We start from the raw sequence: 25,446 nt of genomic DNA on the forward strand, positions 1-25,446 counted from the left end.
AATCCACACCGAACCGGAAGGCCCTCACCTGTTCAAGATCCCTCAGCCGAGACCTGGCTCACCCGTCCACAACCTCCCGGGGCAATACACCTAGGTCCTGTCGTCACATTCCCGTCGTCCGCCCGGAGGGCGGGCCCTGCGGCGTCATGGGGGTCCCCCCTGCTCGAGCGGAGTCGAGCACTTGGGGGCGCGTGCATGGCGTCGCGGGGCCGACGGGAATGTGACGACAGGGCCTAGCCCAGCGACGTACGTCATTGGGCCGTACGTCGCTGAGGACGCCCCCGCTGCTGGAGGCGCCCCCCGGGCACTCGGCTGAGGCCGCCTCAGACCGCGCCGGCACCCGTCAGCGACCGCACCTCGGTCTCGGCATGCTTGGCCTCGTCCGGCGGCTCCGCGGACGTCACCGTGCCCAGCCAGCCCGACAGGAAGCCGAGCGGAATCGACACCAGGCCGGGGTTCTGCAACGGGAAGTACTGGAAGTCCACGCTCGGGAACAGCGAATCGGGACTCCCCGACACCACCGGCGACAGCAGGACGAGCAGCAGCGCGGGCACCAGGCCGCCGTATACGGCCCACACGGCGCCGCGGGTCGTGAAACTCCGCCAGAACAGCGAGTACAACAGCACCGGCAGGTTCGCGGACGCGGCGACCGCGAAGGCAAGGCCCACCAGGAAGGCCACGTTCAGATCGCGGGCCAGCAGCCCGAGCGCGATCGCGACCACCCCGATACCCACCGCCGCCGTACGCGCCACGGCGACCTCGCTGCGGGGCTTCGCATGCCGGCGGCGCATCGAGGCGTAGAGATCGTGGGCCACGGACGCCGAGGACGCCAAAGTGATCCCGGCGACGACCGCGAGGATCGTAGCGAAGGCGATGGCCGCGACGACGGCAAAAAGAACCGTTCCTCCCGCGGAGTTCGCGCCGCCACCCAGATCAAGCGCGAGCAGCGGAACCGCCGTGTTGCCCGCCGCGTTCGCTCCCCGCACCGCCTCCGGGCCGACGATCGCCGCCGCGCCGAAGCCCAGCACGATCGTCATCAGGTAGAAGCCCCCAATGAGCCCGATCGACCAGACCACCGAGCGCCGCGCTGCCCGTGCCGTGGGCACGGTGTAGAAACGCGACAGGATGTGCGGCAGGCCAGCCGTTCCGAGTACCAGCGCGAGACCGAGGCTGATGAAGTCGAAGCGCGCCGTCCAGTCCCCGCCGTACTTCAACCCGGGTGCGAGAAACGCGTCACCATGGCCGCTACGCTCCGCCGCCGAACGCAGCAACTCGTTCACGTCCCCGTGGAACCGCACCAGGACGAGCACGGTCAAGGCGATGGAACCGCTCAGCAACAGGACCGCCTTGACGATCTGAATCCACGTGGTGGCCCGCATCCCTCCCAGCGACACATAGATCACCATGAGCGCGCCGACGCCGATCACCGTCCAGTTACGCGCGGCCTCGCTCGAGCCTCCCAGCAGTAGCGCGACCAGACTGCCCGCGCCCACCATCTGCGCCACCAGATACAGAACGGACACGGTCACCGAAGAGGTTCCCGCCGCGATCCGCACCGGCCGTTCGTTCATCCGGGCAGCGACGACGTCGGCGAGCGTGAACCGCCCGCAGTTGCGCACCAGTTCGGCGATCAGGAACAGGACGACCAACCAAGCGACGAGAAACCCGACGACGTACAGCAGCCCGTCGTATCCGTAGAGCGAGATGAGCCCCGTGACCCCCAGGAACGACGCCGCCGACATGTAGTCGCCCGAAATGGCAAAACCATTCTCCATCGGCGAGAACAACCGCCCGCCGGCATAGAACTCCTCGGCCGACCCATGCCGGTTTCGACTCACCCACGTCGTGATCCCCAGCGTCACCGCCACGAACGCGCTGAACAGCAGCAACGCCAGTGTCTGATGGTTGCCGGTCACCGCTCACCACCTCTGACGCTCCGGGTCAGCTCCTGGGTGTCCCAGCGCAGATCCAGCGCGGCCCGGTCCCTGCGCAGCCGCGCATGCCGCGCGTACGCCCACGTGAACAGAAACGTGCTGAGGAACTGCCCGAGCCCCGCCACCATCGCCACGTTCACCGCGCCGACGACGGGCCGGGCCATGAACCCGGGCGCCGTCGTCGCGGTCACCACATAGCTCACGTACCAGGTGAAGAACACGGCGACGCCGGGCACCACGAACCTCCGGTACCGGCTGCGCACCTCCTGGAAGGCCGCGCTGCGCTGCACCTCCAGATAGACGTCGGCCGTCCCGCCCGTGCGACCTTCGTGCTCCGGGCGCGCGGACGGTACGGCGGGAGCGGGCGCGCCCGTGCCGTCCAACTCACCCCAGCCGGAGCCGAGCGCGTCGTACCAGGGGTCATCGAACCGGACCTCCCCGGTATCGCGACCGTCGTGCTTCTCCACCGAACTCTCCTTGTCCGCGACCCTTTTTCCGCCGCGTGCCCAAGGATGGACAGATCGGGAAGATCCCGGACTCTTCTCTCCGCGCTCTTCACCCCATCAGGTGACTCATCCCGTCGGTGGCCGTACGAGACCTTTCCCGAAGGCGTAACGCACCGCCTGAGCACGATCCTTGAGGCCCGTCTTGGCGAAGAGGTTGTTGATGTGGGTCTTCACGGTGGCGGGGGAGACATGCAGTCTGCGGGCGATCTCCTGATTGGTGAGTCCCTCGGCGATCAGCAGCAGCACCTCGGTCTCCCGCGTGGTGAGCCCATCGGGCGGCTCCACGGGCGCAACGGCCGCGGGCGCCGGCTCCGACAGCCGCTCCAGCAGGCGTCGTTGGATGCTCGGCGAGAGTCCCGCGTCCCCGGACAGCACGCTTTCCACCGCGCGCACGATCTCGTCGCCACCCGCGTCCTTCGTGAGATAGCCACGGGCTCCCGCTCTGAGCGCGGGGAACAGCGACTCGTCGTCCGCGTACGTGGTGAGCACGACGACCTGTGTCCCCGGATGCTCAGCGCGAATGCGCCGGGTCGCCTCAACGCCGTCGCAGCGCGGCATGCGCAGGTCCATCAGCACGACGTCCGGGGCGAGCTCGGCCACCAGCGCCACGGCCTCATGGCCGTCCCCGGCCGCACCCACGACCTCGATCCCCGGCAGCAGGCCCAGCAGCATCACAATGCCTTCGCGCACCACGGTCTGGTCGTCAGCCACCACGACCCGAGCCGGCTTCCTGGTCTCCTCCTCCGTCATACGGGCACCCTCAGCGTCACCACGAACCCCTCCTCGTCCGGCCCGGCCTCCAACGAGCCGCCCAGCAGCTCAGCACGCTCCCGCATGCCCAGCAGACCGTACCCGGCCCCCGCACCGCTGAGTTCGCCCGGCGGTCCTCCCGAGTCCCGTACGCCGAGGGTCACTTCGTGCTCGCCGTACTCGAGCCGCATGTGGACCTTGGCGCCCGGCGCGTGCTTGCGGACGTTCGTCAGGGCTTCCTGCGCCACCCTGCGCACCGCCTGCGAGGCCTCGGCGGGCAACGGCTGCCGTTCACCCGCGACGGTGATGTCGGCGCCGTCCGCCGTGGCGACCAGCTCGCTCAGGAAGTCCTCCACCGGGGACATCTCCCCGCGAAGGGCGGAGAGCGCCTGCCGGGTCTCGGCGAGCCCCTCACGGGCCATCCCCCGTGCCGCCACGACCCGCTCGAGGATCTGCTCCCGGTCGCCGCCCCGCTCGATCAGCAGCCGGGCCGCCTCCAGATGCACCATCTGCGCCGAGAGACTGTGCGCCAGAACGTCATGGATCTCCCGCGCGATCCTGGCCCGCTCCGCGAGCGCCGCGGATTCCGCCTCGGCCACACGAGCCGCCCGCTCCTGAGCGAGCAACCGCTGGGCGCTGCCGCGGGCCTCAGCGTCGAGGCGCAGCACGTATCCGGCCAGGGCGAGCCCTCCGGCGGTGGCCGCCGTGGTCAGCCAGACGTCGTTGTTGACCACCGCGAACGCGCTCAGTGCCACGGAGGTGGCAGGCAGTGCCGCCACTAGAGGCAGCCTCTCCATGGCGCTGATGGCGCACCCGCACCACAGGACGATGGCCGGCACCCGGAAGCCCGTGCTCACTCCCACCGTCGCTATCGCGAGCAGCAGGGCGAGCAGCGCCAGAGACGGCAGCAGACGGTGTTCGAGCGTGGTCCGCCAGAAGGCCCACGCCGCCAGCCCGCAGACGAGGACCCCCAGAGCGCCCACCGTGATCTTCCAGGCGCCCAGATGGCTGCTCGCGAAGGTCGTCCACAGCAGCAGGCCGAGGGCGAAGAGGCGCACGGTCCAGGCGAGCGCGCGCCTGGACTTGACCATTCCCGCTCGGGACAGCGCCTCACGGGAGGGCCAGCGCTTCAAGGCGTTCTCCGTCACACGCGCTCCTTCCACGACCCCTGGGGCACGTCGTCACCGTACGCCGTCGCCTGCGCGACGGCCGGGTGCAGAGACTGAGAGCGCCAGGCCAGGATCCCGGAGCGGACCAGCAGAGTGGCCGCGAGGGCGAGCAACAGGGCGGAGCTGTCCTGATGGACGTCCAACAGGGTGCCGATGCCGAACAGTCCCAGCCGCAGGGCTATGCCCACGCCCCAGACGGCCGCGCTGGCCTTGGTGCTCTTGCTCCACACCGAGCCGTCCGGCTCCGCCCATATCCGTGTCGTCCACCCCCACGCGGCTCCGGTGGCCAGCCCGATGAACAGCTCTGCTCCCAGCAGCAGAATCGCCTCGGTCCGATGGTGGATGTCGATCAGGCCCGGCTCCCGCAGAGCGATCACGGCCAGGACTACGGGCACGATCCACCAGCGCCTGTCCGTGCTGATCCGGCGCGTACGGCACTGGCGCGCGATGACCAGCACAACAACGGCGAGGATCACCAAGGCATTGACGAGCCCGGACATCACGACCTCCGTGGGCGAGGAAGAGCGGGTTCCGACAGCGAGCGCTGTCGACGCCTTCGACGCTACGGAAATCGGCAGCTCAGCAGATCGGAGCTGGGGTGGATCGCGGGTGGATCCGCACCCACCCCATCCCTCCACCCACGGGTGGAGCCTCCACGGCCCGCACCCACCAACCGCGCTTCTCGCCCCCGCCGCCCCTACCCATCTCAGGGGCTGCGTCCCCAGACCCCCCGTCGGCCTGAAGGGCCTCGTCCTCAAACGCCGGATGGGCTGAAAGACGGGCACCGACGCTTCTCACGGGCGCGGGGAAAAGCACGCCCAGCCCCGCCCACCCGCTGCCGGCCCTCCCACGGAAGGGGCCGTGGCGGTGCGTCGCAAGCCCGTCGCTCACACCCGGATCGAGCAGCGGCTCCCTTGCCCGGCCCACGTCTGATCCAGCGACGAGCCCGACGCACCGCCGGCGCAGCGCCTACGCGTCGATACGCGACCGATCCAGCGTCGCCGCAGAGCTGGAGATGAACTCCTTACGGGGAGCGACATCGTTCCCCATCAGCAGGTCAAACACCTGCTCGGACGCCTCCAGGTCGGAAATGTTGATCCGCCGCAGCGTCCGGTGGCGCGGGTCCATCGTCGTCTCCGCCAGCTGATCGGCGTCCATCTCGCCAAGACCCTTGTAACGCTGGATCGAGTCCTTGTAGCGCACGTTCTTGCGCTGCAGCTCCAGCAGCGTCTCGCGCAGCTCACGGTCCGAGTACGTGTAGATGTACTTGTCCTGGCCCTTCTTGGGCTGGCTCAGCTCGATGCGGTGCAGCGGCGGCACCGCCGCGAACACCCGCCCCGCCTCGACCATCGGCCGCATGTACCGCTGGAACAGCGTCAGCAGCAGAATCCGGATGTGCGCACCGTCGACGTCGGCGTCGACGAGCAGGATGATCTTCCCGTACCGCGCCGCGTCGATGTCGAACGTCCGCCCGGACCCGGCCCCTATGACCTGGATGATCGCGCCGCACTCGGCGTTCTTGAGCATGTCCGTGACGGACGCCTTCTGAACGTTGAGGATCTTGCCGCGAATCGGCAGCAGCGCCTGGAACTCGGAGTTCCTGGCCAGCTTGGCGGTGCCGAGCGCGGAGTCCCCCTCGACGATGAACAGCTCGCTGCGCTCGACGTCGTCGCTGCGGCAGTCCGCGAGCTTGGCGGGCAGCGAGGAGGACTCGAGGGCCGTCTTGCGACGCTGCGCGTCCTTGTGCTGGCGGGCCGCGATCCGCGTACGCGCGGCAGCCACGGCCTTCTCCATCACGACCCGGGCCTGAGCGGCCGCGTCCCGCTTCGTGGTGGTCAGGAAGGCCTTGAGTTCGTTGGAGACCACGTTCGTCACGATCCGGCGGGCCGCCGAGGTGCCGAGGACCTCTTTGGTCTGCCCCTCGAACTGCGGCTCCGCGAGGCGCACGGTGACGACGGCGGTCAGGCCCTCCAATGCGTCGTCCTTGACGATGTCGTCCTCGGCGACCCGCAGCAGCTTCTTGGCCCGCAGCACCTCGTTCATCGTCTTGGCGACGGCCTGCTCGAAGCCGGCGACGTGGGTGCCGCCCTTGGGCGTGGCGATGATGTTCACGAACGACTTGAGGTTCGTGTCGTAGCCGGTGCCCCAGCGCAGCGCCACATCGACGCCGAGCTCACGAGTGACCTCGGTGGGCGTCATCTGCCCGTGGTCGTCAAGGACCGGGACGGTCTCCTTGAAGGTGCCCTGCCCGGAGAAGCGGAGGACGTCGCAGACGGGCTTGTCGGTGGCCAGGTACTCACAGAATTCGCTGATGCCGCCGTCGAAGCGGAAGGACTCCTCGCCCTTGCTGCCGCCCTCGCCGAGCCCGTACTCGTCACGGACGACGATGGTCAGGCCGGGCACCAGGAACGCGGTCTGGCGGGCGCGCTGGTGCAGGTTCTCCAGGGAGAGCTTGGCGTCCTTGAGGAAGATCTGGCGGTCGGCCCAGTAGCGCACGCGTGTGCCGGTGCGGGTCTTGGGGATCCGCTTCAGCTTGCGCAGCCCGCTGGTCGCGTCGAAGGCGGCTTCGGAACCGTCCGCCTTGAACACTCCCGGGGTGCCGCGCCGGAAGCTCACCGCATGGGTGTGGCCACCACGGTCCACCTCGACGTCCAGACGGGCCGAGAGCGCGTTCACCACGGAGGCACCCACGCCGTGCAGACCGCCGGAGGCGGCGTACGAGCCGCCTCCGAACTTGCCGCCCGCGTGCAGCTTGGTCATCACGACCTCGACGCCCGACATGCCGGTCTTGGGCTCCACGTCGACCGGGATGCCGCGGCCGTTGTCCCGCACCTCCACCGAGGCGTCGTCGTGCAGGATCACCTCGATGTGGTCACAGTAGCCCCCAAGGGCCTCGTCGACAGAGTTGTCGATGATCTCCCACAGGCAGTGCATCAGACCGCGGCTGTCGGTCGAGCCGATGTACATGCCGGGGCGCTTGCGTACGGCCTCGAGCCCCTCGAGGACGAGCAGGTGCCGCGCGGTGTAGTTGGAACCGTCCCGGTCTGCTCCGGTCAGCAACGCTGTGGACGGCACGGACGTGTCGGCGGTCACGCGGTTCGCTCCTCGCTGAATTTCAGATGGGACCCTTTTGGGTAAGGGGTCGGCTTCGGTCTCCGCTCAGAGGGTACCGAGGCCTGGTAGAGCCGTTGTAACGCCACCCTCGCATGAACTCAGACTAGTCCAGGCTCGCATGAGTGTTCGATCCCTCGATGGAGTGAAGTACATATCACGTTCCCTTCCAGGCATGAACCATTTAGGCTCCGGGCACGTCCTCATGAACAACCGGCAAGCCAGCCGGGGAGGACTGACCCTGACAGACAGCGCGAACCCGTAAGACACAAAGACACGTAATACGGCTCATTCGCCGCCACCCGGCAGCAGACAGCCGCCCCGGAAGAATTTTTCGAGGAAAAGCCACGAGCGGGAACGTTTTCGGCCTGGTTGGATGTTGACCCTGGTACGACAGCTCGTCGAGCTAGAGAAGAGGCGACGTGACTACTGTTCTGACCCCCGCGAGCCCGCTGACGGCCGCTGACCGCTGCGACCGTTGCGGCGCCCAGGCATATCTGCGCGTCGTCCTCCTCAGCGGCGGTGAACTGCTCTTCTGCGCCCACCACGGGCGCAAGTTTGAGCCGGAACTCAAGAAGATCGCCGCTGAGATACAGGACGAGACGGAGCGACTCACGTCGGTCCCGGCAACGTCCAACGACGAAGAGCGCTGACACTTCGCGTCAACGACGACGAGCCAGCTCTGGCAATAGGCCGGTGTACGGGCGGTCACCCCTGCTACTCGGGGTGGCCGCCCGTATGCGTACCGCTTCCCGGCGGTACGGTGCGCCACCGCCCGGAGCGTCACGGCCCCGTGCGGACGTGACGCGCACCGGGCTCACGCACTTCACCGCGTCACCGGTTCACACCCTTGCCGCGCACCTAGACGCGCCACTGGCCCGTACGGCTCCGGCGCACCTCCACGCACCACCGGCCCGAACGGCCCCGGCGCACCTCCACGCACCACCGGCCCGAACGGCCCCGGCGCACCTCCACACGTCACCGGCCCGAACGGCCCCGGCACACCTCCACACGTCACCGGCCCGAATCACTCCCGCGCACCCCCCACGCGCCGCCTGGTTCACTTCCCCGGCGCCCCGTGATCCGCGACCCGCCACGTTCCGCACCGCTTCCGCCCTTACGCCCTCAGCGGCTCGTGCCGAGCGCCTTGACGACGTCCGAGACCCGTGTGTAGACCCCGGGACTTCCTGCCTGCCCACAGCCGTTACCCCACGACACAAGGCCGATCAGCCGCCCCTGGGCCACCAGCGGGCCACCGCTGTCCCCCTGACAGGCATCCCGCCCACCCGCGACCTCCCCGGCGCACACCATGGAAGTGGCTTGATAGATTCCGTCTTCGCTCCCCGGGTAGGCCTGCGCGCAGACGGAGTCGGACAGTACGTTCACACTCGCGGACCGCAGACCGAGCGGGTAATTACCGGTGCCTGTCGTATCGCCCCAGCCGTAGACCGCGGCGGCCGTGCCGGGCGCGTACGCGGGATCCCCTGAGGGGGCCATACGGATGACCGAGCTCTGGGGCAGCGGGGAGGCGAGGGTGATTACGGCGAAGTCCCCGGCGTTCGTGGCGGCGTCGTACTGCGGATTGACCCAGGTGTCGCGGACCGAGATCTCCTTCCCCTTGCTGGACAGCAGGTCGGTACGGTCCGCGATGACCTTCAAGTCGTGCATCTGCTGCGGTGGCGCCCCCAGCACGAGCGGGCTCAGGCAGTGGGCCGCGGTCAGCACGCGCGTCGGGCCGATCACGGCGCCCCCGCAGAACTGCCCGGCCCGCGTTCCCCCGAACCGGTCACGACTGGACAGTGCCACCGTCCACGGACTCTGAGCGATGTCGACCGGATGGCCCCCGATGACGACGTCGTCGGTCGCGGCCGGGGCGGGGGATGCCAGCGGTATGAGGGCCGCGGCAGCCGCGAGGGCCAGTACTGGGGCGAAAGGACGGCGCATGCGCGTTCCTCACTCTGGGATGGTCATGGAAAACCCAGAGTGATCCAGTGGACGGCGGCGCGCACTCCATGGATGCGCTAAGAGCCCGGCTCCCCATCGGGAGTCGGGCCCTCGGCGACAGTACGGTCGAGACCTAGTCGAGGTAGTCGCGCAGCACCTGCGAACGCGACGGGTGACGCAGCTTCGACATCGTCTTGGACTCGATCTGACGGATCCGCTCACGCGTGACGCCGTACACCTTGCCGATCTCGTCGAGGGTCTTCGGCTGACCGTCGGTGAGACCGAAACGCATGGAGACGACGCCCGCCTCGCGCTCGGACAGGGTGTCGAGGACGGAGTGCAGCTGCTCCTGGAGGAGCGTGAAGCTGACCGCGTCGGCCGGGACGACGGCCTCGGAGTCCTCGATGAGGTCACCGAACTCGCTGTCGCCGTCCTCGCCCAGCGGAGTGTGCAGCGAGATGGGCTCGCGGCCGTACTTCTGGACCTCGATGACCTTCTCAGGGGTCATGTCGAGTTCCTTCGCCAGCTCCTCCGGGGTGGGCTCGCGGCCCAGGTCCTGGAGCATCTGGCGCTGCACGCGCGCGAGCTTGTTGATGACCTCGACCATGTGCACCGGGATACGGATGGTGCGGGCCTGGTCGGCCATCGCGCGGGTGATCGCCTGACGGATCCACCAGGTGGCGTACGTGGAGAACTTGTAGCCCTTGGTGTAGTCGAACTTCTCCACCGCGCGGATCAGACCGAGGTTGCCCTCCTGGATGAGGTCCAGGAAGAGCATGCCGCGGCCGGTGTAGCGCTTGGCCAGGGAGACCACCAGACGGAGGTTGGCCTCCAGGAGGTGGTTCTTGGCCCGACGGCCGTCCTCGGCGATGATCTCCAGCTCGCGCTTGAGCTTCGGGGCGAGCTTGTCGGCGTTGGCCAGCTTGTCCTCGGCGAAGAGGCCCGCCTCGATGCGCTTGGCGAGCTCGACCTCCTGCTCGGCGTTGAGCAGGGGGACCTTGCCGATCTGCTTGAGGTAGTCCTTGACCGGGTCGGCGGTGGCGCCGGCCGCGGCGACCTGCTGCGCGGGCGCGTCGTCCTCGTCCTCGTCGGACAGGACGAAGCCCTGGGCGCCGTCCTCGGCGGGCTCCTCGGCACCGGGCTTGCCCGGAGTCTCCTCGACCGCCTCGTCGTCGATCAGCTCGACGTCGTCCTTCTTGGCGGTGGTCTTCTTCGCGACGGCCTTCTTGGCGACCGTCTTCTTCGCGACGGCCTTCTTGGCGACCGTCTTCTTGGCAGCGACCTTCTTGGCGGACGCGTCCTCAGCCGGATCGTCGGCCATGGGCACCGCCGGGGCGGTGGTGGCGGTGGCCTTCTTGGTGGTCACCGTCTTCGCCGCGACCGTCTTGGTGGCGGTGCGCTTGGCCGGACTCTTCGCTGCGACGCTCTTTCGGGTGCGCTTGGGCTCCGCGGCACTGACCATCAGCGTCACACCCTCTTCCTCGAGGATCTGGTTGAGGCTGCGCAGTACGTTCTTCCACTGAGTGGCCGGAATCTGGTCAGCTTCGAAGGCCCGACGCACGTCATCGCCGGCGATCTGCCCCTCAGCCTTTCCCCGCTCAATGAGCGCCATGACAGAGACGGACTCGGCGATCTCCGGCGGGAGCGTACGGGATGTGCTGGCCGACACGAACAACCTCTCGGAACGTTGGAAAACGGCTTCCGGCCCCGTCCACTGCGGACAGGAGCCGACGACCGCCGACTTGGGGATGGGTCGACGGCGCGGGCGGGAGCCGGGAGGATGCACAGCGCCGTAAACGGCGTCCGTATTCCCTCCTCGGCTGTCACCTCTTAGGTCATCGCGCAGTTCCGAAGAGCGTTACGCCCAATCTGCGTGGCCCGAGTCACACCCCGTAAGTGCCCAAAAGCGGCCAGATGCGGTCAGAGGAGGTCAGCCGATGGACTCATCACCTCAAACCGATGGGTTCATCACCTCAACCGATGGCTTGATCACCTTCATCACATCGCCGGATCCCGCCGGATCCCGGAAGGATCCGACGGGGTCCGGCGGGAGATGCTCCGCCGACCAAGCAATGCCACGAGAGGGCACACGCCCCCCGACCGCGCCGCCCTCGGGGCGCGATCAGTGCTCGCGCGGCGCGGGCACCACGCGCTCCACCTCGGGGTGAACGGCGAGCAACTGCCGCATGGCCGCCTCGGCCGCCGCGCCGTCCGCCTCGGCCAAGGCGTCGACGATCCGGCCGTGGTGCGTCAAGGAGGTCTCGTTCGGTCGGTCACAGCCGGTGACAGGGCCGCCGGAGACCTGGAGCGCGGCCGAGACGATCCCGGAAAGGTGCTCCAGCATGCGATTGCCCGATACCTGGATGAGCAGCGAATGGAACTCCGCGTCGGCCCGCGAGAAGGTGAGCGAGTCACCCTGCGCCATGGCGTGGCCCATGATCTCGACCATGTCTCCGAGACGCTGCTGGACCTCCTCGCGCCCGTGTCCGGCGGCCAGACGCGCGGCGAGCGGCTCGATCGTCCAGCGCAGTTCGCTCAGCTCGCGCCGCTGGTCGTCGCGCTGCGGTCCGAAGGCCCGCCATTCGATGATGTCCGGGTCGAGAAGATTCCAGTCACTGACGGGACGCACGCGCGTGCCGACGTTGGGGCGGGCGCTGACCAGCCCCTTCGCCTCCAGGACGCGGAGCGACTCACGGACGACGGTGCGGGAGACCTCGAACCGCTGTCCGATCTCCTCGGGGACGAGCGGACGGTCCGCGCCCAGGTCGCCGGAGACGATCATCTGACCCAGCTGCTGAACGAGTTGGCCGTGCAGTCCGCGTCCGCGGCTGCCCGCGGCGCGCCGGCCGACGCGGCCCAGTTCCGGGTCCGCGCCCTCCCACGCGGAGGCGCCGACGCGTTCGGCACCAGGGCCCTCGGCGTAGGGGTAGCGGTCGAGTCCGCCCGGGCCGGCCAGGCCGGAGTCTGACGAGCGGGCGGCGGTCATCATGGTGTGCGCAAGGGTACTCACGGATCATTTGTCGGCGCTGTCTCCAACTCCCTTGAGGTCTTTGGTGAAAAGCACACGAAAGGGTGATCGCTCACCGCGTCGCAATTGACGCCTTATCGGAAAGAAATGGGCGTTCTCCGGGGAGTTGTGCGCACGGCGGGAACGGAAGGGTAAGGACGGTCGTCATCGCACTCTGCGTCGCAGGGTCGTGAGCAGATACGCGCAGAGCAGAGCGGTCAGCGACAACATCAGGGCACCGCCCACGGGTTGGGCGACAAGGCGCGCCCCGGCCCCGATATAGCGCGCTCCCCCGAACGGCCATTGCATCAGCAGGAGCTCGCGCAGTCGCTCGGAAAACCCGGCCGCCTTCCGCACGGACGGTCCCGCCAAGGTCTTTTGTACGAGTGGTACGACCACGACCGGGACGGCGAGCACCGCCGCGAGCCCGGCGGTGGTGGACCGGAAGATGCCCGCCGCCAGCACTCCCGCCCAGGCGCAGCCCACCGTGAGGCCGATCCAACTCGCGCTCAGCGAAAGCCAGTCCGCGGGAACTCCGACGAGTTCTCGTCCGTAGACGAGATAGAGCATTTCGAGGTCGCAGCCCACCGTGAGGACGGCCAGCGCCAGCGCGGTGACCGAGGCGACGAGGAGTTTGGCGGCGAGCAGTCCCAGGCGGCGTGGGACGGTGCCGCGGTCCGTGGCCAGGGCGGGGTGGCGGAACTCCTCGCCGAAGGCGAGCGCCCCGAGCAGCCCCGCACCGAGCGCCGCGGGCGGCAGGGGACATTCCCGCGGCCAGGCGGCCAGGAGCCGCGGCTGGGGTGTGTGACCGATTCTGGCCAGGAGTACGGACAGCAGGGCGGAGGTGACCAGCACGGTGATCGCGGTGAGGTAGCCGGTGCCCACTCCGGTGGCGCGCCGCAGTTCGTAACGCAGCGGACGCAGTGGGCTCGGGGCCTGGCGTACGGCGATGGGGGGCGGGAGCTGGGGCAGGTCCCGCGCGCCCGGCAAAGCGGCCGGACGGGTCCGCGCCTCGGTCGCCGGCCCCGGCTCGTCGGGCGTGTGCGCCCCGGTCGCGGCTACGGCGGTGGTGGGTTCGTCGATCGCGGGGGCGTCGTCCGTGGAGGGATCGTCCGTGGAGGCATCGTCCGTGGAGGTGGAGGTGGAGGTCGCGGAGGCAGAGGTCAGGAGGGCAGAGGTGACTACGGCCGCGGAGGCGAGGCCCTCGGCAGGGAGCGTGGCATGTGGCCCCATGTCGCCGGTCTCGTCGGCGAGTCGGTGTACGAGGATGCCGTGCCGGAAGGCGGTCTCGCCGATGTCGGCGCAGGTGCTGCCGTACACCGAGAGCCGGTTGCCGTCCTCGCGGACGACCTCGACGGAACGCTGCGCGGCGCGAGCCTCCTTGGCGAGCAGGTCTCCGAGGCGGGCGGCGTGCGGACTGCGGACGGCGACCCGGGGGCGGAGCCGGGTGCGGGCGAAGTCCGCGGCCTCCTGGTCGGCGACGAGCCGGCCCCCCTCCAGCGTGATGACCCGGTCGGCCGTCCGAGCGGCCTCCTTGGGGTCGTCCGTGCTGAACAGAACGGTACCTCCGTGGGCCGCGTGCGCCCGCAGAATCCCGTGCAGCCAGCGACCTTCGGTGACGGAGAGACCGCCGGCGGGATCGTCGAGGACGAGGGTGTGCGGATCGGACAGCAGCGCACAGGCCAGACCCAGACGGCGATCCATACCGCGCGACAGGGTGCCCAGGCGTTCGTCGCGCAGGCTCACGAGCCCGACGACCTCGATCACTTCGTCGACGCGCCGAATCGGGACGCCGACGGCCGCGCACACCATGCCGAGCTGTCCGCGGATCGTACGCGCGGGATGGCCCGGCACCTCGCTCAGGAGCACTCCGACTTCACGCGAGGGATGGGCGATCCGGTGCAGTGGACGGCCTCTGAAGTAGGTGATTCCACGGCCCCGCTGGAGTTCGAGCATGAGCCTCAGCGTCGTCGTCTTGCCCGCGCCCGGAACTCCGAGGAGCGCAGTGACACGACCTGGGCGCGCCTCGAAGGACACGTCGTCGACGGCGAGGGGAAGCTCCTTGCAGGGGTTGCTGGTCAATCCGATGGCCTGGATCACTCACAGCAAGATAGCGTGAAATTTACGGTTTTTCGGGCATCTTGCGGCTCATCCGAGGCAGCTCTCTCCACCTCTTTCGGCGCGAAGCGTCCCGTGAGTCGATCCGCCCTCGTCAGACTTCAGGGCGCAGCATCGGCGGATTGAGCAACGTGGCGCCGCCGGCGCGGAACAGCTGCGCGGGCCGGCCGCCCTGGCGCGTGGTCGTGCCGCCCGTGGGTACGAGGAACCCCGGAGTACCCGTCACCTTGCGGTGGAAGTTGCGCGGGTCGAGTGCCACCCCCCACACAGCCTCGTACACGCGGCGCAGCTCTCCGACGGTGAACTCGGACGGGCAGAAGGCGGTGGCCAGCGACGAGTACTCGATCTTGGACCGGGCGCGTTCCACCCCGTCCGAGAGGATCTGGGCGTGGTCGAAGGCGAGGGGTGCCGCCTGCTCTCCGTCGCGGCCGTAACCGCCCTGTTGCAGCAGCTCCTCCACGGGCGCCCAGCGCGCACTGTTGGCGTCGCCTCCGGCTCTGGGCGCGGGCAGATCGGGGGCCAGCGCGAGATGGGCGACGCTGACCACCCTCATCCGCGGGTCGCGCTTGGGGTCGCCGTAGGTCGCCAGCTGTTCCAGGTGCGCGCCGTTGTCCTGTGCCGGGGCCGAGGGGTCGTGGGCGCGCAGCCCGGTCTCCTCGACCAGTTCGCGCGCGGCCGCCTGCGCCAGGTCCTCGTCGGGCCGTACGAAGCCGCCCGGGAGCGCCCATCGTCCCTGGAAAGGCTGTTCCCCCCTCCGTACCGCCAGCGCACACAGGGCATGGCGACGCACGGTCAGCACGACCAGGTCCACGGTCACGGCAAAAGGCGGAAAGGCCGACGGGTCGTAGGGCATGCCGCGATCATAGTCGTCTGCCTGACGATAAACACGCCCTTCGTCAGTCGCTTCCACTGATGATCCACTTCCGTCCTGTACGGGTCCCACCGGCCGCTGCCGGTCGCCGTCCGAGGACGCGTCACGCGAGGTCACACTCCCAACTGCAGTCCGTCGGCCGCCTCCTCCACCATCGCGAGACCGAGTCTGCTGACGCGCACGGAGAACGCGGCGCCCGCGATCCGCAGTCCCGTCAGTCCGATCTCACCCAGCGGCGCGCTACTGACCGGGCGCAGTGTCACCGTCCGGGCCGGGGCGTCGGGGCGGATGCCCGCGAGGGAGGTGAGGAGCAGTACCCCGGCGGCCGCCGCCGTGGCCGCAGGCCGACAGGCAGCGGGGTGCGGGAGCGGGGCGCCGCCTTCCGTGCGCTGCTCGCCCGCGTACATCTCGGGCAGCCTGTTTCCGAAGGTCTCGGCGGCCGCCAGCAGCCCCCGGAGCAGAGCGCTCGCCTCCTTCTCGTAGCCGGCGGTGACCAGGCCGATGACGGCGGTCACGGTCTCCTGGACGCGCACGGCGCCGCCGCGATGTCCGAAGGGGTTGTACGCCGCCTCCTTGACACCCAGGCTGCGCAGACCCCAGCCGGAGTCCATGGCCGGGCCGCCGAGCAGCCGTGCGAGCTGCTCGGTCTGCACCTTGTCGAGGAGGCTGGGGGCGAATACGCCGGAGCCGAGCAGTCCCGTGTCGAGGAGGTGGGCGGTGCTCGCGCCGAGGTGGGGTACGAGGCGCCCGTCCGGGGCCCGGGCGGCCGCCGGTCTGCCGCCTCCCCGGTCCTCGGCCCAGAAGTCCCCGCGGAACGCGGTCCGCAGTTCCTGGGCCCACTGCACCAGTCCCTCGCCACCCGGTCGGCCGTACGTGTCGAGCAGATCGGCGCCCAGCAGTGCCGCGCGGTGGGCGTGCGCCTGCGTCTCGCAGCGGAACGGACCGCCGGGGTGCGGGTCGGACAAATAGGTGCCGTCACCGACGGTGGTCCGCAGCCATGCGAGGCACCGCTCGGCCGCGGGCAGCAGCTCCTCGGTCTCCTGCTCCGGAAGTCCCCAGCGCCTGGCCTCCGCGAGCAGTACGGGGAACAGCAGGGTCGCCTCGGTGGCCGTGCAGCCCGGAGGCAGGTGCGGGCCGGCGTCCCGGCGCGGGCCGGGGATCAGGCCGGACTGCGCTCCGGGGCCAGCGATTTGGGTGCGGGCGAGGGTCCGCAGCGTGCCCGCGGCGAGCCGGGTGCCGAGTGGCAGTGTCATCCGGGCCGCGACCAGTGCCTCGGCCGGCGCCAGGCCGCATCGCCACGGCGCCCCCGCCGCGAGGTGCGTGTCCGACGGGTGGGCGGCATCGCGCAGCAGTAGCGCTTGGAGGTCCTCGACGCAGGTGTCCATGAGCGCCTGGACCCTGGGGTCGTCGCCGGTGGCCCGGGCGGCGGAGAGCGGGCTCGTGGCGGCGCGGCCGACGGCTCTGGCCGGCCCCGCACCGCCCGGTCGCACCCTCAACTCCACGCTGCGGGTGCCACCGGGTGGCAGTTCGAGCTCCCAGCGGAGCAGTCCCGCGGAGGCCAGGGCATCGGCAGGTGGTGGGTCGGCGGTGACGATCGAGCTGCCGGTGGCACAGGACCATCGCAGGCCCGAGTCGTGGACGCTGGCGGGCAGTTCGGGCCCGGCTCGGCCCGAGGCGACGGAGCCGAGCTCCGCGAGATCCGTAGCGAGCGCGACCTCGACGGGCACACGCAGGGCGCGGGGGGAGGCGCTGCGCAGCGTGATCCGCTCCGTGCCGTCCGCATCGCGCGTCCGCTCCACGACCACGTCGGGATCCGGGCCACCGTCGGCGGAGGCGCGCACCGTCCCGACAAAGCGGGCTCTGTCGGCGGCGACCATTCGGGCCTGTACGGCGAGCGGTTCGCGACCCGCCACCCGCACCTGGCAGCGGGACAGCGTCCGGCGGCCCGCGCGGTAGAACCCCTCCAGCCCGCGGCCGGTCAGCTGCCCATGGTCCGTGGAGATCACCAGTCCCGGCAGGGCGACGCAGATCAGGGCGTTGTGCACGGGTGGCAGGTCCGTGGTCCGGCGCGGCCCGGGAAGCGGGGTGTGACGAGCCGCCGAACCGCCCAGCCGCGCGAAGGGGCTCAAAGCGCTCTCGACTCCTGCGAACGGGGCCTGCGAACCGGCGCGACGAGGGAAGGGCTGAGCGAGCCCGCGCACCGGCGGGAGGGCGCCGTCGGAATCGGAGGGTGGAATGGGCAGGGGCATGTGGCTTCCTCGGTCAGTGCGCCTGGGGCGCGCTCGGCGCCGGGTTGGGGGCTCCGGAGGGGCGAGGGCGTTCGGCGGCGCGGCCCGGCCACGGGTACCGCCGCACAGGTGAACGGAACGGCCCCGTCCGGGGTCACGCCCTGGGCCGGGCAAGCAGACCGGATGGCGGTGGGACGGTCGGTGGGGCATACCGCGGACGGCTGGTGCGGGTGCGGTGGGGGCCAAGGGTTCGGGCTTGGAGATTGCGGGCGCGCGCCGTCCGCCCGTGCCGCGCGGGCTGGGGCGTGCCGCCGCGTCGGGTGGAGTGGCATCCGGTGCCCGGAGCACCTCACGTGTCACCCGACCCGATAGCCGGCGGTCCGCCCCGCTCCCCACGCTCACGTCTCCTCCCCCACAACCCGCCGACCGCCCTTGCGGCGGGCACGTGCCCTTTCGCTCGCCACCTCAGGCTCGCGCCCAGGTCCCTCCCCGCCGGGCGCGGCCTCATCGGTGGGCCGACGCCGGCGGAGGCTACTCACCCCGGGGTGACGCCCGCTTCCGCGCGGTGTCCCGATCCCCGCTGTGCGTGCCCTGCGCCGACGTCGGTTCGAGGTGCCCGTCGGCTCGGCGACATCGCGCGGCGTCGAGCGATCGGGACCCGATGGCTGTTCCGCTTCCGCCCCGGTCCGGTCGGTGCGCTCCGCGCGCAGGCAGCGGCGGATCGACTCCGGGTCGAGGCCCTCGTTGCACGCCTGGTGCAGGAGACGGGCGAAGAGGTAGTCGGGATCGGCTCCGAGTGCCATCGCCAGGGCCTCGCGAGCCTCCAGTTCGTCACCGGTCGACCAGGCGACCCACCCGGCGAGGGTGAGGGGTGCCGCCGCGTGCTCGCCATAGGGGCCGACGCAGCGGCGGGCCAGCGCCCGCCAGAGGCGCAGGGCAGGGCCGGCCTCGTCGCCCTCCATCCACTCGGCGGCGCGGTCGCGGGTTGCGCGGTCCTGGAGTCCGAGGATCAGGGTGGCGGCCTCGTCGTGCTCCAGGAGGCCGTCGTCGCGCAGGTCCGCCGGGCGTGTGCCGGACACGGGCGGGGCGTCGGCGAACCGCTTCACGATCTGCCGGGCCAGCCCGAGGGTCTCCTCAGCCACCTCCGCACGGCCCTCACTGTCGAGGATCCTGGGAACCAGGGCCATGCTCGCCGTGTCGAGCGCGGTCTGCTGCTCCCGTGCGGCCGCGCCTTCCCACGGAATGAACCGAGCGGTGAATTCCCTCAGCGATCCGCGCACTTGGAGGCCGGCGTAGGTCGCGGCGGCGGCAAGGACGGAGGTGCCGGGCAGTCCCATCGGATGCCCCTCGGACGAACAGCACCCCTGTCCGGGGCAGCAGTACGACCAGAAGCGGCCGTCGGAGATGCAGAGGGCCTCGATGACGGGGACGTCGAGGCGACCGCAGGCCGTGCGCAGAAACTGCGCGAGCGGCCGCAGACGTTCCATGACGTCCCGCCCCGACTCTCCGGTCCCCGGCTCCTGGCAGAGGTAGGCGACCATGCTCTCGGGCCGTGCCCCTCTGCGCTCGCTCCCCTTCACCAGTCCTTGCGCCAGCTGATCGGCGACGGGCGGCCAGTCGTCCGCGTGGGCAGGGATGCCGAGCCGTGCCCGCCCGCCGAAGCGGCCGCGCCTCTCCCCGTCGTGCAGGGCTACCAGCACGATGCTGTCCTCGGGCCGGTAGCCGAGCAGGTAGGGCAGGGCATCGGCCAGTTCGGCCGGTGTGCGCAGGGTCACCTGGTGCTGCCCGGGCAGGTCGTGTCCATCGTGCGCGCCCCGTCCGCTGCGCGCGCTCGGCGCGTGGCCCGCGCCATCTCCCCCGTGCCGACCGCGCCCGCTGATGTCACTGTCACCGGACATGTCGGCTGCTTCGCTGTGATTCGTCATGCCGTGACCATCCCGCGGATCTTGAAATTCCGCTTTGCCCTGTGGATAACCCTGACCATGGCCACGACATGACTTGTCCACAACCCGGCGGCCTCGTTCGCGCGATGTCCGACCCATCGGGTTGCATGGGGCCATGAGCAACGACGACCCACGCCCCCCGACCCACACAGACCTGCCCAACGCCGACCTGCGCGCCGCGGCCGACGCCGTACTCGCCCGCCTTGTCGGTGCCCCGGCGGGCGAGGCCCGGCTGCGCGAGGACCAGTGGCGTGCCATCGAGGCCCTGGTGGCCGACAAGCGCAGAGCCCTCGTCGTGCAGCGCACGGGCTGGGGCAAGTCCGCCGTGTACTTCGTCGCCACCGCGCTGCTTCGCGAGCGGGGCGCCGGGCCCACGGTCATCGTCTCGCCGCTCCTCGCCCTCATGCGCAACCAGGTGGAGGCGGCCGCCCGCGCCGGTATCCACGCGCGGAGCATCAATTCGTCGAACACGGAGGAGTGGGAGACGATCCAGGCCGAGGTGGCCGCGAGCGAGGTCGACGTGCTCCTGGTGAGCCCGGAGCGGCTCAACAACCCCGACTTCCGCGATCAGGTGCTGCCCAAGCTGGCCGCGGCGACCGGCCTGCTCGTGGTCGACGAGGCACACTGCATCTCCGACTGGGGACACGACTTCCGGCCGGACTACCGCAGGCTGCGCACGATGCTCGCCGATCTCCCGCCGGGCGTCCCCGTCCTGGCCACCACCGCGACCGCCAACGCGCGCGTGACGGCCGATGTGGCCGAGCAGCTGGGCACCGGCGCCAGCACCGACGCACTCGTCCTGCGCGGGCCGCTGGACCGGGAGAGCCTGAGCCTCGGTGTGCTGCGGCTGCCGGACGCCGCCCACCGGATGGCCTGGCTCGCCGAGCACCTGAGCGACCTGCCGGGCTCGGGCATCATCTACACGCTCACCGTGGCCGCCGCCGAGGAGGTCACCGCGTTCCTGCGCCAGAGCGGGCACACCGTCACCTCGTACACCGGAAAGACGGAGAACGCGGACCGCCAGCAGGCCGAGGAGGATCTCCTCGCCAACCGCGTCAAGGCCCTGGTCGCCACCTCCGCGCTGGGCATGGGCTTCGACAAGCCCGACCTCGGATTCGTGGTGCACCTGGGCTCCCCCTCCTCCCCCATCGCGTACTACCAGCAGGTGGGGCGCGCGGGCCGCGGCGTGAAGCATGCCGAGGTGCTTCTCCTGCCGGGCAAGGAGGACCAGGCGATCTGGGAGTACTTCGCGTCGATCGCCTTCCCTCCGGAGGAGCAGGTGCGCCGGACCTTGGACGTCCTGGCCCGCGCCGGGAGGCCGCTCTCGCTGCCCGCCCTCGAACCCCTGGTGGAGCTGCGCAGGTCCCGTCTGGAGACGATGCTCAAAGTGCTCGACGTGGACGGCGCCGTGCGGCGTGTCCAGGGCGGCTGGATCTCCACGGGCGCGCCCTGGACGTACGACACCGAGCGCTACGCCTGGGTCGCCAAGCAGCGGGCCGCCGAACAGCAGGCGATGCGCGACTACGTGTCGACCACCGGCTGCCGGATGGAGTTTTTGCGGCGCCAGCTCGACGACGAGCTGGCGAAGCCGTGCGGGCGCTGCGACACCTGTGCGGGAGCCCGGTTCGAGGCGTCCGTGTCCCCCGCCGCGCTCGACGCGGCCAACGGCGAGCTGGGCCGCGCCGGTGTCGACGTCGCCCCCCGCAAGATGTGGCCCACGGGCCTGCCGGCCGTCGGCGTCGACCTGAAGGGGCGAATCCCGGCGGGCGAACAGGCCGCACCGGGGCGCGCCTTGGGGCGGCTCTCGGACATCGGCTGGGGCAACCGGCTGCGGCCGATGCTCACACCCCAGGCACCGGACGGGCCCGTGCCGGACGATGTGGCGAAGGCCGTGGTCGGCGTCCTGACCGACTGGGCGAAGGGGCCCGGCGGCTGGGCCTCCGGGCAGCCCGACGCGCAGCCGCGCCCGGTCGGCGTCGTCACCATGGCCTCGCGCAGGCGTCCACAGTTGATCCAGTCACTGGGCGCGCGGATCGCGGAGGTCGGCCGACTGCCGCTGCTGGGGTCCGTGGAGTACGTTGGCGAGGCCGTCTCACAGGTCTCCCGGAGCAACAGCGCCCAGCGGCTCAAGGCACTTGACGGGGCTCTGGCCGTGCCACCCGCGCTGGCAGCCGCCCTCAAGGAAGCAGGTGGTCCCGTGCTGTTGGTGGACGACGCAACCGAGACGGGCTGGACGCTGGCGGTCGCCGCGCGCATGCTGCGACGATCCGGGGCACAGGCGGTGTTGCCGCTGGTCCTGGCCGTACAGGCGTGACCCATGTGTCGCAAACAAGAACAGTGGGCAGGGATATACACGACGTATAGCCGGAAAACGGTCGGTGGCCCCAATTGCTCGTTGCCGCAACCAAGTTCGACAGGAAGAATTGAGGTCCGCTCCCCGCACGGCTCGCCCGTGATCCGGTAGGGCTCTGCTGCGGCGTGCGCTCCCCCAAGTCCGACCCCGCCCGCTGTGTGGGCGCGTAGCCGAAGGGAGGACCGTGACCTTCGGATTCGCTCCGTCCTCGGCGGCATCCATGTCGACGTCTGCCGATCTGTCCGCCGCTTCCGCCAACCCACTGACCCGTATGCTCGAACCCGCCGAATGGGCCGCTGCGGGGATTCCGCTGTTGCGCAATCCGCGGGAGGTCGTCAGCGGATTGCACGCACGGCACCGGCCGAGACCCACGACCGCCATCGTGGCCGTCCTCGACACGGACGAACGGCTACAGGCGAGCGCCTCGTTCACCCGACGGTCGGCGCCGGCCGACGGCTGGATGTTCCGAAACTCCCTGCTGGCACAGCTGCGCCGGGTGATCCCGCACGACCTGCGGCGCCGCACCCCGGTACGCACGGCGGTGCTGCTCTACTGCCGCGAGGGCGACGCACGGTGGACCGAGGAGGACGGGGCGTGGATGTGGGGGCTGCGGGACGCCTGCACCCTCCACGGGCTGCGCTGCGGGGCCTACATCACGCTGACGCACGACGGCTGGCAGGTACTCGGCGAGGGCCGTGGCGGACGCCGTCCGAGCGCGGACTCCCCACCGGAGTCCCTCGCCCTGACCGAAGCGCCGCCGCTCCCGCGCACCGGGGGCGCCGCGTCGGAGGTGCTGCGCCGGGCGGCCGCCCGCTGAATCGCCCGCGGCCGTGAGGCGTCGGCGCCCACCCAGGTGCCGACCCGCCTTGCAGGCCCCTGAAGAGCACTCGCCCCCGTGGCCCGGGCGCGTCCGCCCGCACCGTCGCGTCCGCCCGCACCGTGGTGGCCCCGCGGGACCGGGAAGAGGCAGTGCCGTAGTGCTTGCGCCCGCTCCAGCGACGCACGCGCACCGCCGCCATCATCGCCTCGGCGAGCAAGCACTCACTACGGGCCACGAACCACAGGCACATGAACCACAAGCACACTTGCTACTGGCACGCCGAAAGGACCGCCGTACAGGTGGTGCCGTAGTGGCACCACCATCACGCCCTGGACATCGCCCCAAGCATTGCCCGAGCGAATCCCGGACGGTGTCCGGGATTCGTTCAGACCCCGGCGCCCAGCACCGAGTTGATCTGCTGCGGGTCGCCGCAGACGATCAGCAGGGCGCCGGCCCGGCCGAGAGCCAGGGGCAGGGCGGTGGCGGCGGCAGCGTCGGGACCGCCGTTGACGGCGACCACGACCACGGGACGGGACGCGGCCCGGCCCGCGACGGAGGCGTCGGCGTAGAAGACGTCGTCGCCCGAGTCGTGCTGCGCCCAGTAGGCGGCTTCGCCGAAGGAGAGTTCGTGCGCGGCCCACGGATGCGGTTCGCCGGTGGTGATCACCAGCACCTCACCGGGGGCTCGGCCCGACTCCAACAGCAGGTCGACCGCTTCTTCGGCGGCGTCCAGCGCGCCCTCGGCCGAGGCCGGGATCAGCTGGATCTGTGGGGTGGCGGCAGCGGGCGCGGCCGCCGGGGCGGATGACCCCGGCGTGGCCACGACCGGCTCACGCGGGGTGCGTTGGGCCGGCATCGGCCGGACAGGCCCCGGACGTCCGGGACGCGGCGGAGCCGCGGGACGGGGACCGGGTACGGGACGGGGGGTCGGCGCGGTGCGGCCACTGGCCGGAGTCGCGCGGGGACCCTGGGCACTCTCGTGAATCTGAGGCTCCTCGGGAATGAGAGGCATGAGCTGATATTTATCAAACGCCGGTGCGACTCGCGTCGGCGGGTGGCACATGAGTGCGAGCGGAACCGTCAGAAATCGAAGCCGAGCTGACCTTCGATCTCCGGACCGCTTCCGTCCGCCCAGCTGCGGACCTTCTTGAGGTGCCGCCACTGGGGCAGCGCATCAAGATACGCCCATGACAGCCGGTGGTACGGAGTGGGGCCCCGCTCCTCCAGTGCGGCCTTGTGCACCGGAGACGGATACCCGGCGTTGGCCGCAAAACCGAAGTCTGCATGGTCGACACCCAGTTCGGCCATCATTTTGTCGCGCTGAACCTTGGCGATCACCGAGGCCGCCGCGACGGCCACACAGGACTGGTCACCCTTGATCACCGTGCGAACCCGCCACGGCGACCCGAGGTAGTCGTGCTTCCCATCGAGGATGACCGCGTCCGGGCGGACGGGCAAGGCCTCCAGGGCCCGCACCGCGGCCAGGCGCAGCGCGGCCGTCATCCCCAGGTCGTCGATCTCCTCAGGAGAGGCATGCCCCAGGGCGTACGACGTCACCCATTTCTCCAACTCCGCGGCCATCATGGTACGGCGCTTGACGGTGAGGAGTTTGGAGTCGGTGAGGCCCTCGGGTGGACGGCGTAGTCCCGTGACGGCGGCGCAGACGGTGACCGGGCCGGCCCACGCACCACGGCCCACCTCGTCGACACCGGCAATGATCTTCGCTCCGGTCGTGGCGCGGAGGGAGCGCTCGACGGTGTGAGTCGGTGGTTCGTACGGCATGGCGCCCTCAGCCTACGCCGCCCCGAGCCCCTCGCGACACCCAGGTTTCCCTGAGCGACCACAGCCCCGCCACCAGCACGAACCAGTCACCCGACGATCCACCCATCAGACACCCGACCACCCCCGAACCAGACACCCGACCAGCCGCCCGACCACGCACGGACCAACGACCCGACGGCCCACGAACCAGCGACGCGACGGTCCACGCAGTCAGGCCCCGGCCGTCCGCGGATCAGCCCCCGCCCGTCGCAGCAGCGGGACCATCAGCTGGTCGATCATCTCCTCCAGATCCCGTTCACTCCATTCGCTCGCGCACACCTTCGAGCGATACATCATCATCGCCGGAATGACGTCGAAGACGTAGGAATTCGCGGCGTCCGGTCGCACCTCTTCCCGCTCGATTCCGCGGTGCACAATCTCTCGCAGCAGATGCTTGGTCGGCTCGACGACCCCTCCGACGATCAGACTCTGAAAGCGTTCCGCCTGCGCCACATCGCATTCGTGAAGCACTGAGCGCAGCGCGAATCCGGGCTGCGAGTACATCGCCTCACGCACCTGCCGGCACAGTTCCAGCAGGTCGTCCCGGACGCTTCCGAGGTCGGGGGCCTCCGTCAGACTCGGCAGTCCGGCCTTCAGCGCGTCCGCGACGAGGTCCTCCTTGGACGGCCAGCGGCGATAGACCGCGGCCTTGCCGGTCTGGGCCCGGGCGGCGACACCCTCCATCGTGAGGCCGTTCCAGCCGACCGTACTGAGCTGCTCGAGCGCGGCGTCGAGGATCGCACGTTCGAGCACGGCACCGCGTCGGCGCAGGGAGGCCGCCTGAGCGGGAGCGGCCGTCCAACGCGAAGTAACCATCTGAGTGTCTCCGTTGTGCATGGGGGAGCGGGGAGTTCGGGGAGGGGGAGCGGTC

The 25,446-nt window shown here is 70.4% G+C and carries 19 protein-coding genes; 3 read left to right on the forward strand and 16 right to left on the reverse strand.

Going from position 1 to position 25,446, the window contains the following annotated elements:
- Positions 1 to 323: 323 nt before the first annotated feature.
- The 6 genes from ACZ7M3_RS44800 to ACZ7M3_RS44825 all read right to left on the reverse strand — a co-directional run bounded on the left by ACZ7M3_RS44800 (position 324) and on the right by ACZ7M3_RS44825 (position 7,452).
- A complete protein-coding gene (locus ACZ7M3_RS44800; RefSeq protein ID WP_095852204.1) occupies positions 324 to 1,916 on the reverse strand; it encodes a solute symporter family protein in 1,593 nt (530 codons plus the stop codon).
- Positions 1,913 to 2,401 carry a DUF485 domain-containing protein gene (locus tag ACZ7M3_RS44805; RefSeq protein ID WP_472071572.1) on the reverse strand — a complete coding sequence of 163 codons (489 nt, stop codon included), beginning with the start codon at positions 2,399 to 2,401 and terminating at the stop codon, positions 1,913 to 1,915. The genes ACZ7M3_RS44800 and ACZ7M3_RS44805 overlap by 4 nt, the downstream gene beginning before the upstream one ends.
- Before the next feature lie 105 nt (positions 2,402 to 2,506).
- Positions 2,507 to 3,190 (reverse strand): response regulator transcription factor, encoded by a 684-nt coding sequence (locus ACZ7M3_RS44810; RefSeq protein ID WP_097224585.1) that lies wholly within the window; start codon positions 3,188 to 3,190, stop codon positions 2,507 to 2,509.
- A complete protein-coding gene (locus ACZ7M3_RS44815; protein ID WP_472071574.1) occupies positions 3,187 to 4,338 on the reverse strand; it encodes a sensor histidine kinase in 1,152 nt (383 codons plus the stop codon). Before ACZ7M3_RS44815 ends, ACZ7M3_RS44810 begins: the two co-directional genes overlap by 4 nt.
- Positions 4,335 to 4,859, reverse strand: a complete 525-nt coding sequence (locus tag ACZ7M3_RS44820; protein WP_472071576.1) for a DUF1453 domain-containing protein — start codon at positions 4,857 to 4,859, stop codon at positions 4,335 to 4,337. Before ACZ7M3_RS44820 ends, ACZ7M3_RS44815 begins: the two co-directional genes overlap by 4 nt.
- A gap of 469 nt (positions 4,860 to 5,328) precedes the next feature.
- On the reverse strand, positions 5,329 to 7,452 hold the full coding sequence (locus tag ACZ7M3_RS44825) for a DNA gyrase/topoisomerase IV subunit B (RefSeq protein ID WP_095852209.1): 2,124 nt from the start codon (positions 7,450 to 7,452) through the stop codon (positions 5,329 to 5,331).
- 440 nt (positions 7,453 to 7,892) lie between these two features.
- Here ACZ7M3_RS44825 and ACZ7M3_RS44830 point away from each other — a divergent pair, with 440 nt between their 5' ends.
- The gene (locus ACZ7M3_RS44830; protein ID WP_075030622.1) at positions 7,893 to 8,123 is read left to right on the forward strand and encodes a DUF7455 domain-containing protein; all 231 of its coding nucleotides are present in this window, start codon (positions 7,893 to 7,895) and stop codon (positions 8,121 to 8,123) included.
- A 472-nt stretch (positions 8,124 to 8,595) separates the two neighbouring features.
- On the opposite strand, the gene ACZ7M3_RS44835 is transcribed toward ACZ7M3_RS44830, so the two are convergent.
- The 7 genes from ACZ7M3_RS44835 to ACZ7M3_RS44865 form a co-directional block, all read right to left on the reverse strand.
- On the reverse strand, positions 8,596 to 9,414 hold the full coding sequence (locus tag ACZ7M3_RS44835; protein ID WP_472071579.1) for a serine protease: 819 nt from the start codon (positions 9,412 to 9,414) through the stop codon (positions 8,596 to 8,598).
- Positions 9,415 to 9,547: 133 nt separating this feature from the next.
- Positions 9,548 to 11,083 (reverse strand): RNA polymerase sigma factor, encoded by a 1,536-nt coding sequence (locus tag ACZ7M3_RS44840; RefSeq protein ID WP_060894398.1) that lies wholly within the window; start codon positions 11,081 to 11,083, stop codon positions 9,548 to 9,550.
- 453 nt (positions 11,084 to 11,536) lie between these two features.
- Positions 11,537 to 12,424: a FadR/GntR family transcriptional regulator gene (locus tag ACZ7M3_RS44845; protein ID WP_159064415.1), complete on the reverse strand. Its 888-nt coding sequence runs from the start codon at positions 12,422 to 12,424 to the stop codon at positions 11,537 to 11,539.
- Positions 12,425 to 12,586: 162 nt separating this feature from the next.
- Positions 12,587 to 14,521, reverse strand: a complete 1,935-nt coding sequence (locus ACZ7M3_RS44850) for an ABC transporter ATP-binding protein (RefSeq protein WP_472071582.1) — start codon at positions 14,519 to 14,521, stop codon at positions 12,587 to 12,589.
- A 112-nt stretch (positions 14,522 to 14,633) separates the two neighbouring features.
- Positions 14,634 to 15,392: an NUDIX hydrolase gene (locus tag ACZ7M3_RS44855; RefSeq protein WP_054229890.1), complete on the reverse strand. Its 759-nt coding sequence runs from the start codon at positions 15,390 to 15,392 to the stop codon at positions 14,634 to 14,636.
- Between the two features lie 131 nt (positions 15,393 to 15,523).
- Entirely contained in the window at positions 15,524 to 17,539 is a 2,016-nt protein-coding gene (locus ACZ7M3_RS44860; protein WP_472071584.1) for a glycogen debranching N-terminal domain-containing protein, read from the reverse strand.
- Positions 17,540 to 18,036: 497 nt separating this feature from the next.
- Positions 18,037 to 19,563 (reverse strand): DUF4192 domain-containing protein, encoded by a 1,527-nt coding sequence (locus ACZ7M3_RS44865; protein ID WP_472071586.1) that lies wholly within the window; start codon positions 19,561 to 19,563, stop codon positions 18,037 to 18,039.
- Positions 19,564 to 19,696: 133 nt separating this feature from the next.
- On the opposite strand from ACZ7M3_RS44865, the gene ACZ7M3_RS44870 reads away from it, so the two are divergent.
- Both ACZ7M3_RS44870 and ACZ7M3_RS44875 read left to right on the forward strand, forming a co-directional pair.
- Positions 19,697 to 21,895: a RecQ family ATP-dependent DNA helicase gene (locus tag ACZ7M3_RS44870; protein WP_472071588.1), complete on the forward strand. Its 2,199-nt coding sequence runs from the start codon at positions 19,697 to 19,699 to the stop codon at positions 21,893 to 21,895.
- Between the two features lie 223 nt (positions 21,896 to 22,118).
- Positions 22,119 to 22,751 carry a hypothetical protein gene (locus ACZ7M3_RS44875; RefSeq protein ID WP_472071590.1) on the forward strand — a complete coding sequence of 211 codons (633 nt, stop codon included), beginning with the start codon at positions 22,119 to 22,121 and terminating at the stop codon, positions 22,749 to 22,751.
- Between the two features lie 388 nt (positions 22,752 to 23,139).
- Here ACZ7M3_RS44875 and ACZ7M3_RS44880 read toward each other — a convergent pair whose 3' ends face one another.
- The 3 genes from ACZ7M3_RS44880 to ACZ7M3_RS44890 all read right to left on the reverse strand — a co-directional run bounded on the left by ACZ7M3_RS44880 (position 23,140) and on the right by ACZ7M3_RS44890 (position 25,391).
- A complete protein-coding gene (locus tag ACZ7M3_RS44880; protein ID WP_351312633.1) occupies positions 23,140 to 23,766 on the reverse strand; it encodes a hypothetical protein in 627 nt (208 codons plus the stop codon).
- Between the two features lie 68 nt (positions 23,767 to 23,834).
- Complete coding sequence (locus ACZ7M3_RS44885) at positions 23,835 to 24,536, reverse strand: ribonuclease HII (protein WP_472071592.1); 702 nt, start codon at positions 24,534 to 24,536, stop codon at positions 23,835 to 23,837.
- A 210-nt stretch (positions 24,537 to 24,746) separates the two neighbouring features.
- Positions 24,747 to 25,391: a TetR/AcrR family transcriptional regulator gene (locus ACZ7M3_RS44890; protein WP_472071594.1), complete on the reverse strand. Its 645-nt coding sequence runs from the start codon at positions 25,389 to 25,391 to the stop codon at positions 24,747 to 24,749.
- Positions 25,392 to 25,446: the final 55 nt, after the last annotated feature.

The sequence above is a fragment of the Streptomyces sp. NPDC111656 genome (genome assembly GCF_055656965.1).

Coding starts and splice junctions, on each gene's coding strand:
- ACZ7M3_RS44810 (WP_097224585.1), bottom strand. CDS start 3,190: ATGACGGAGGAGGAGACCAGGAAGCCGGCTCGGGTCGTGGTGGCTGAC.
- ACZ7M3_RS44820 (WP_472071576.1), bottom strand. CDS start 4,859: ATGTCCGGGCTCGTCAATGCCTTGGTGATCCTCGCCGTTGTTGTGCTG.
- ACZ7M3_RS44835 (WP_472071579.1), bottom strand. CDS start 9,414: ATGCGCCGTCCTTTCGCCCCAGTACTGGCCCTCGCGGCTGCCGCGGCC.
- ACZ7M3_RS44855 (WP_054229890.1), bottom strand. CDS start 15,392: ATGCCCTACGACCCGTCGGCCTTTCCGCCTTTTGCCGTGACCGTGGAC.
- ACZ7M3_RS44865 (WP_472071586.1), bottom strand. CDS start 19,563: ATGACGAATCACAGCGAAGCAGCCGACATGTCCGGTGACAGTGACATC.
- ACZ7M3_RS44870 (WP_472071588.1), top strand. CDS start 19,697: ATGAGCAACGACGACCCACGCCCCCCGACCCACACAGACCTGCCCAAC.
- ACZ7M3_RS44880 (WP_351312633.1), bottom strand. CDS start 23,766: ATGCCTCTCATTCCCGAGGAGCCTCAGATTCACGAGAGTGCCCAGGGT.
- ACZ7M3_RS44885 (WP_472071592.1), bottom strand. CDS start 24,536: ATGCCGTACGAACCACCGACTCACACCGTCGAGCGCTCCCTCCGCGCC.
- ACZ7M3_RS44890 (WP_472071594.1), bottom strand. CDS start 25,391: ATGGTTACTTCGCGTTGGACGGCCGCTCCCGCTCAGGCGGCCTCCCTG.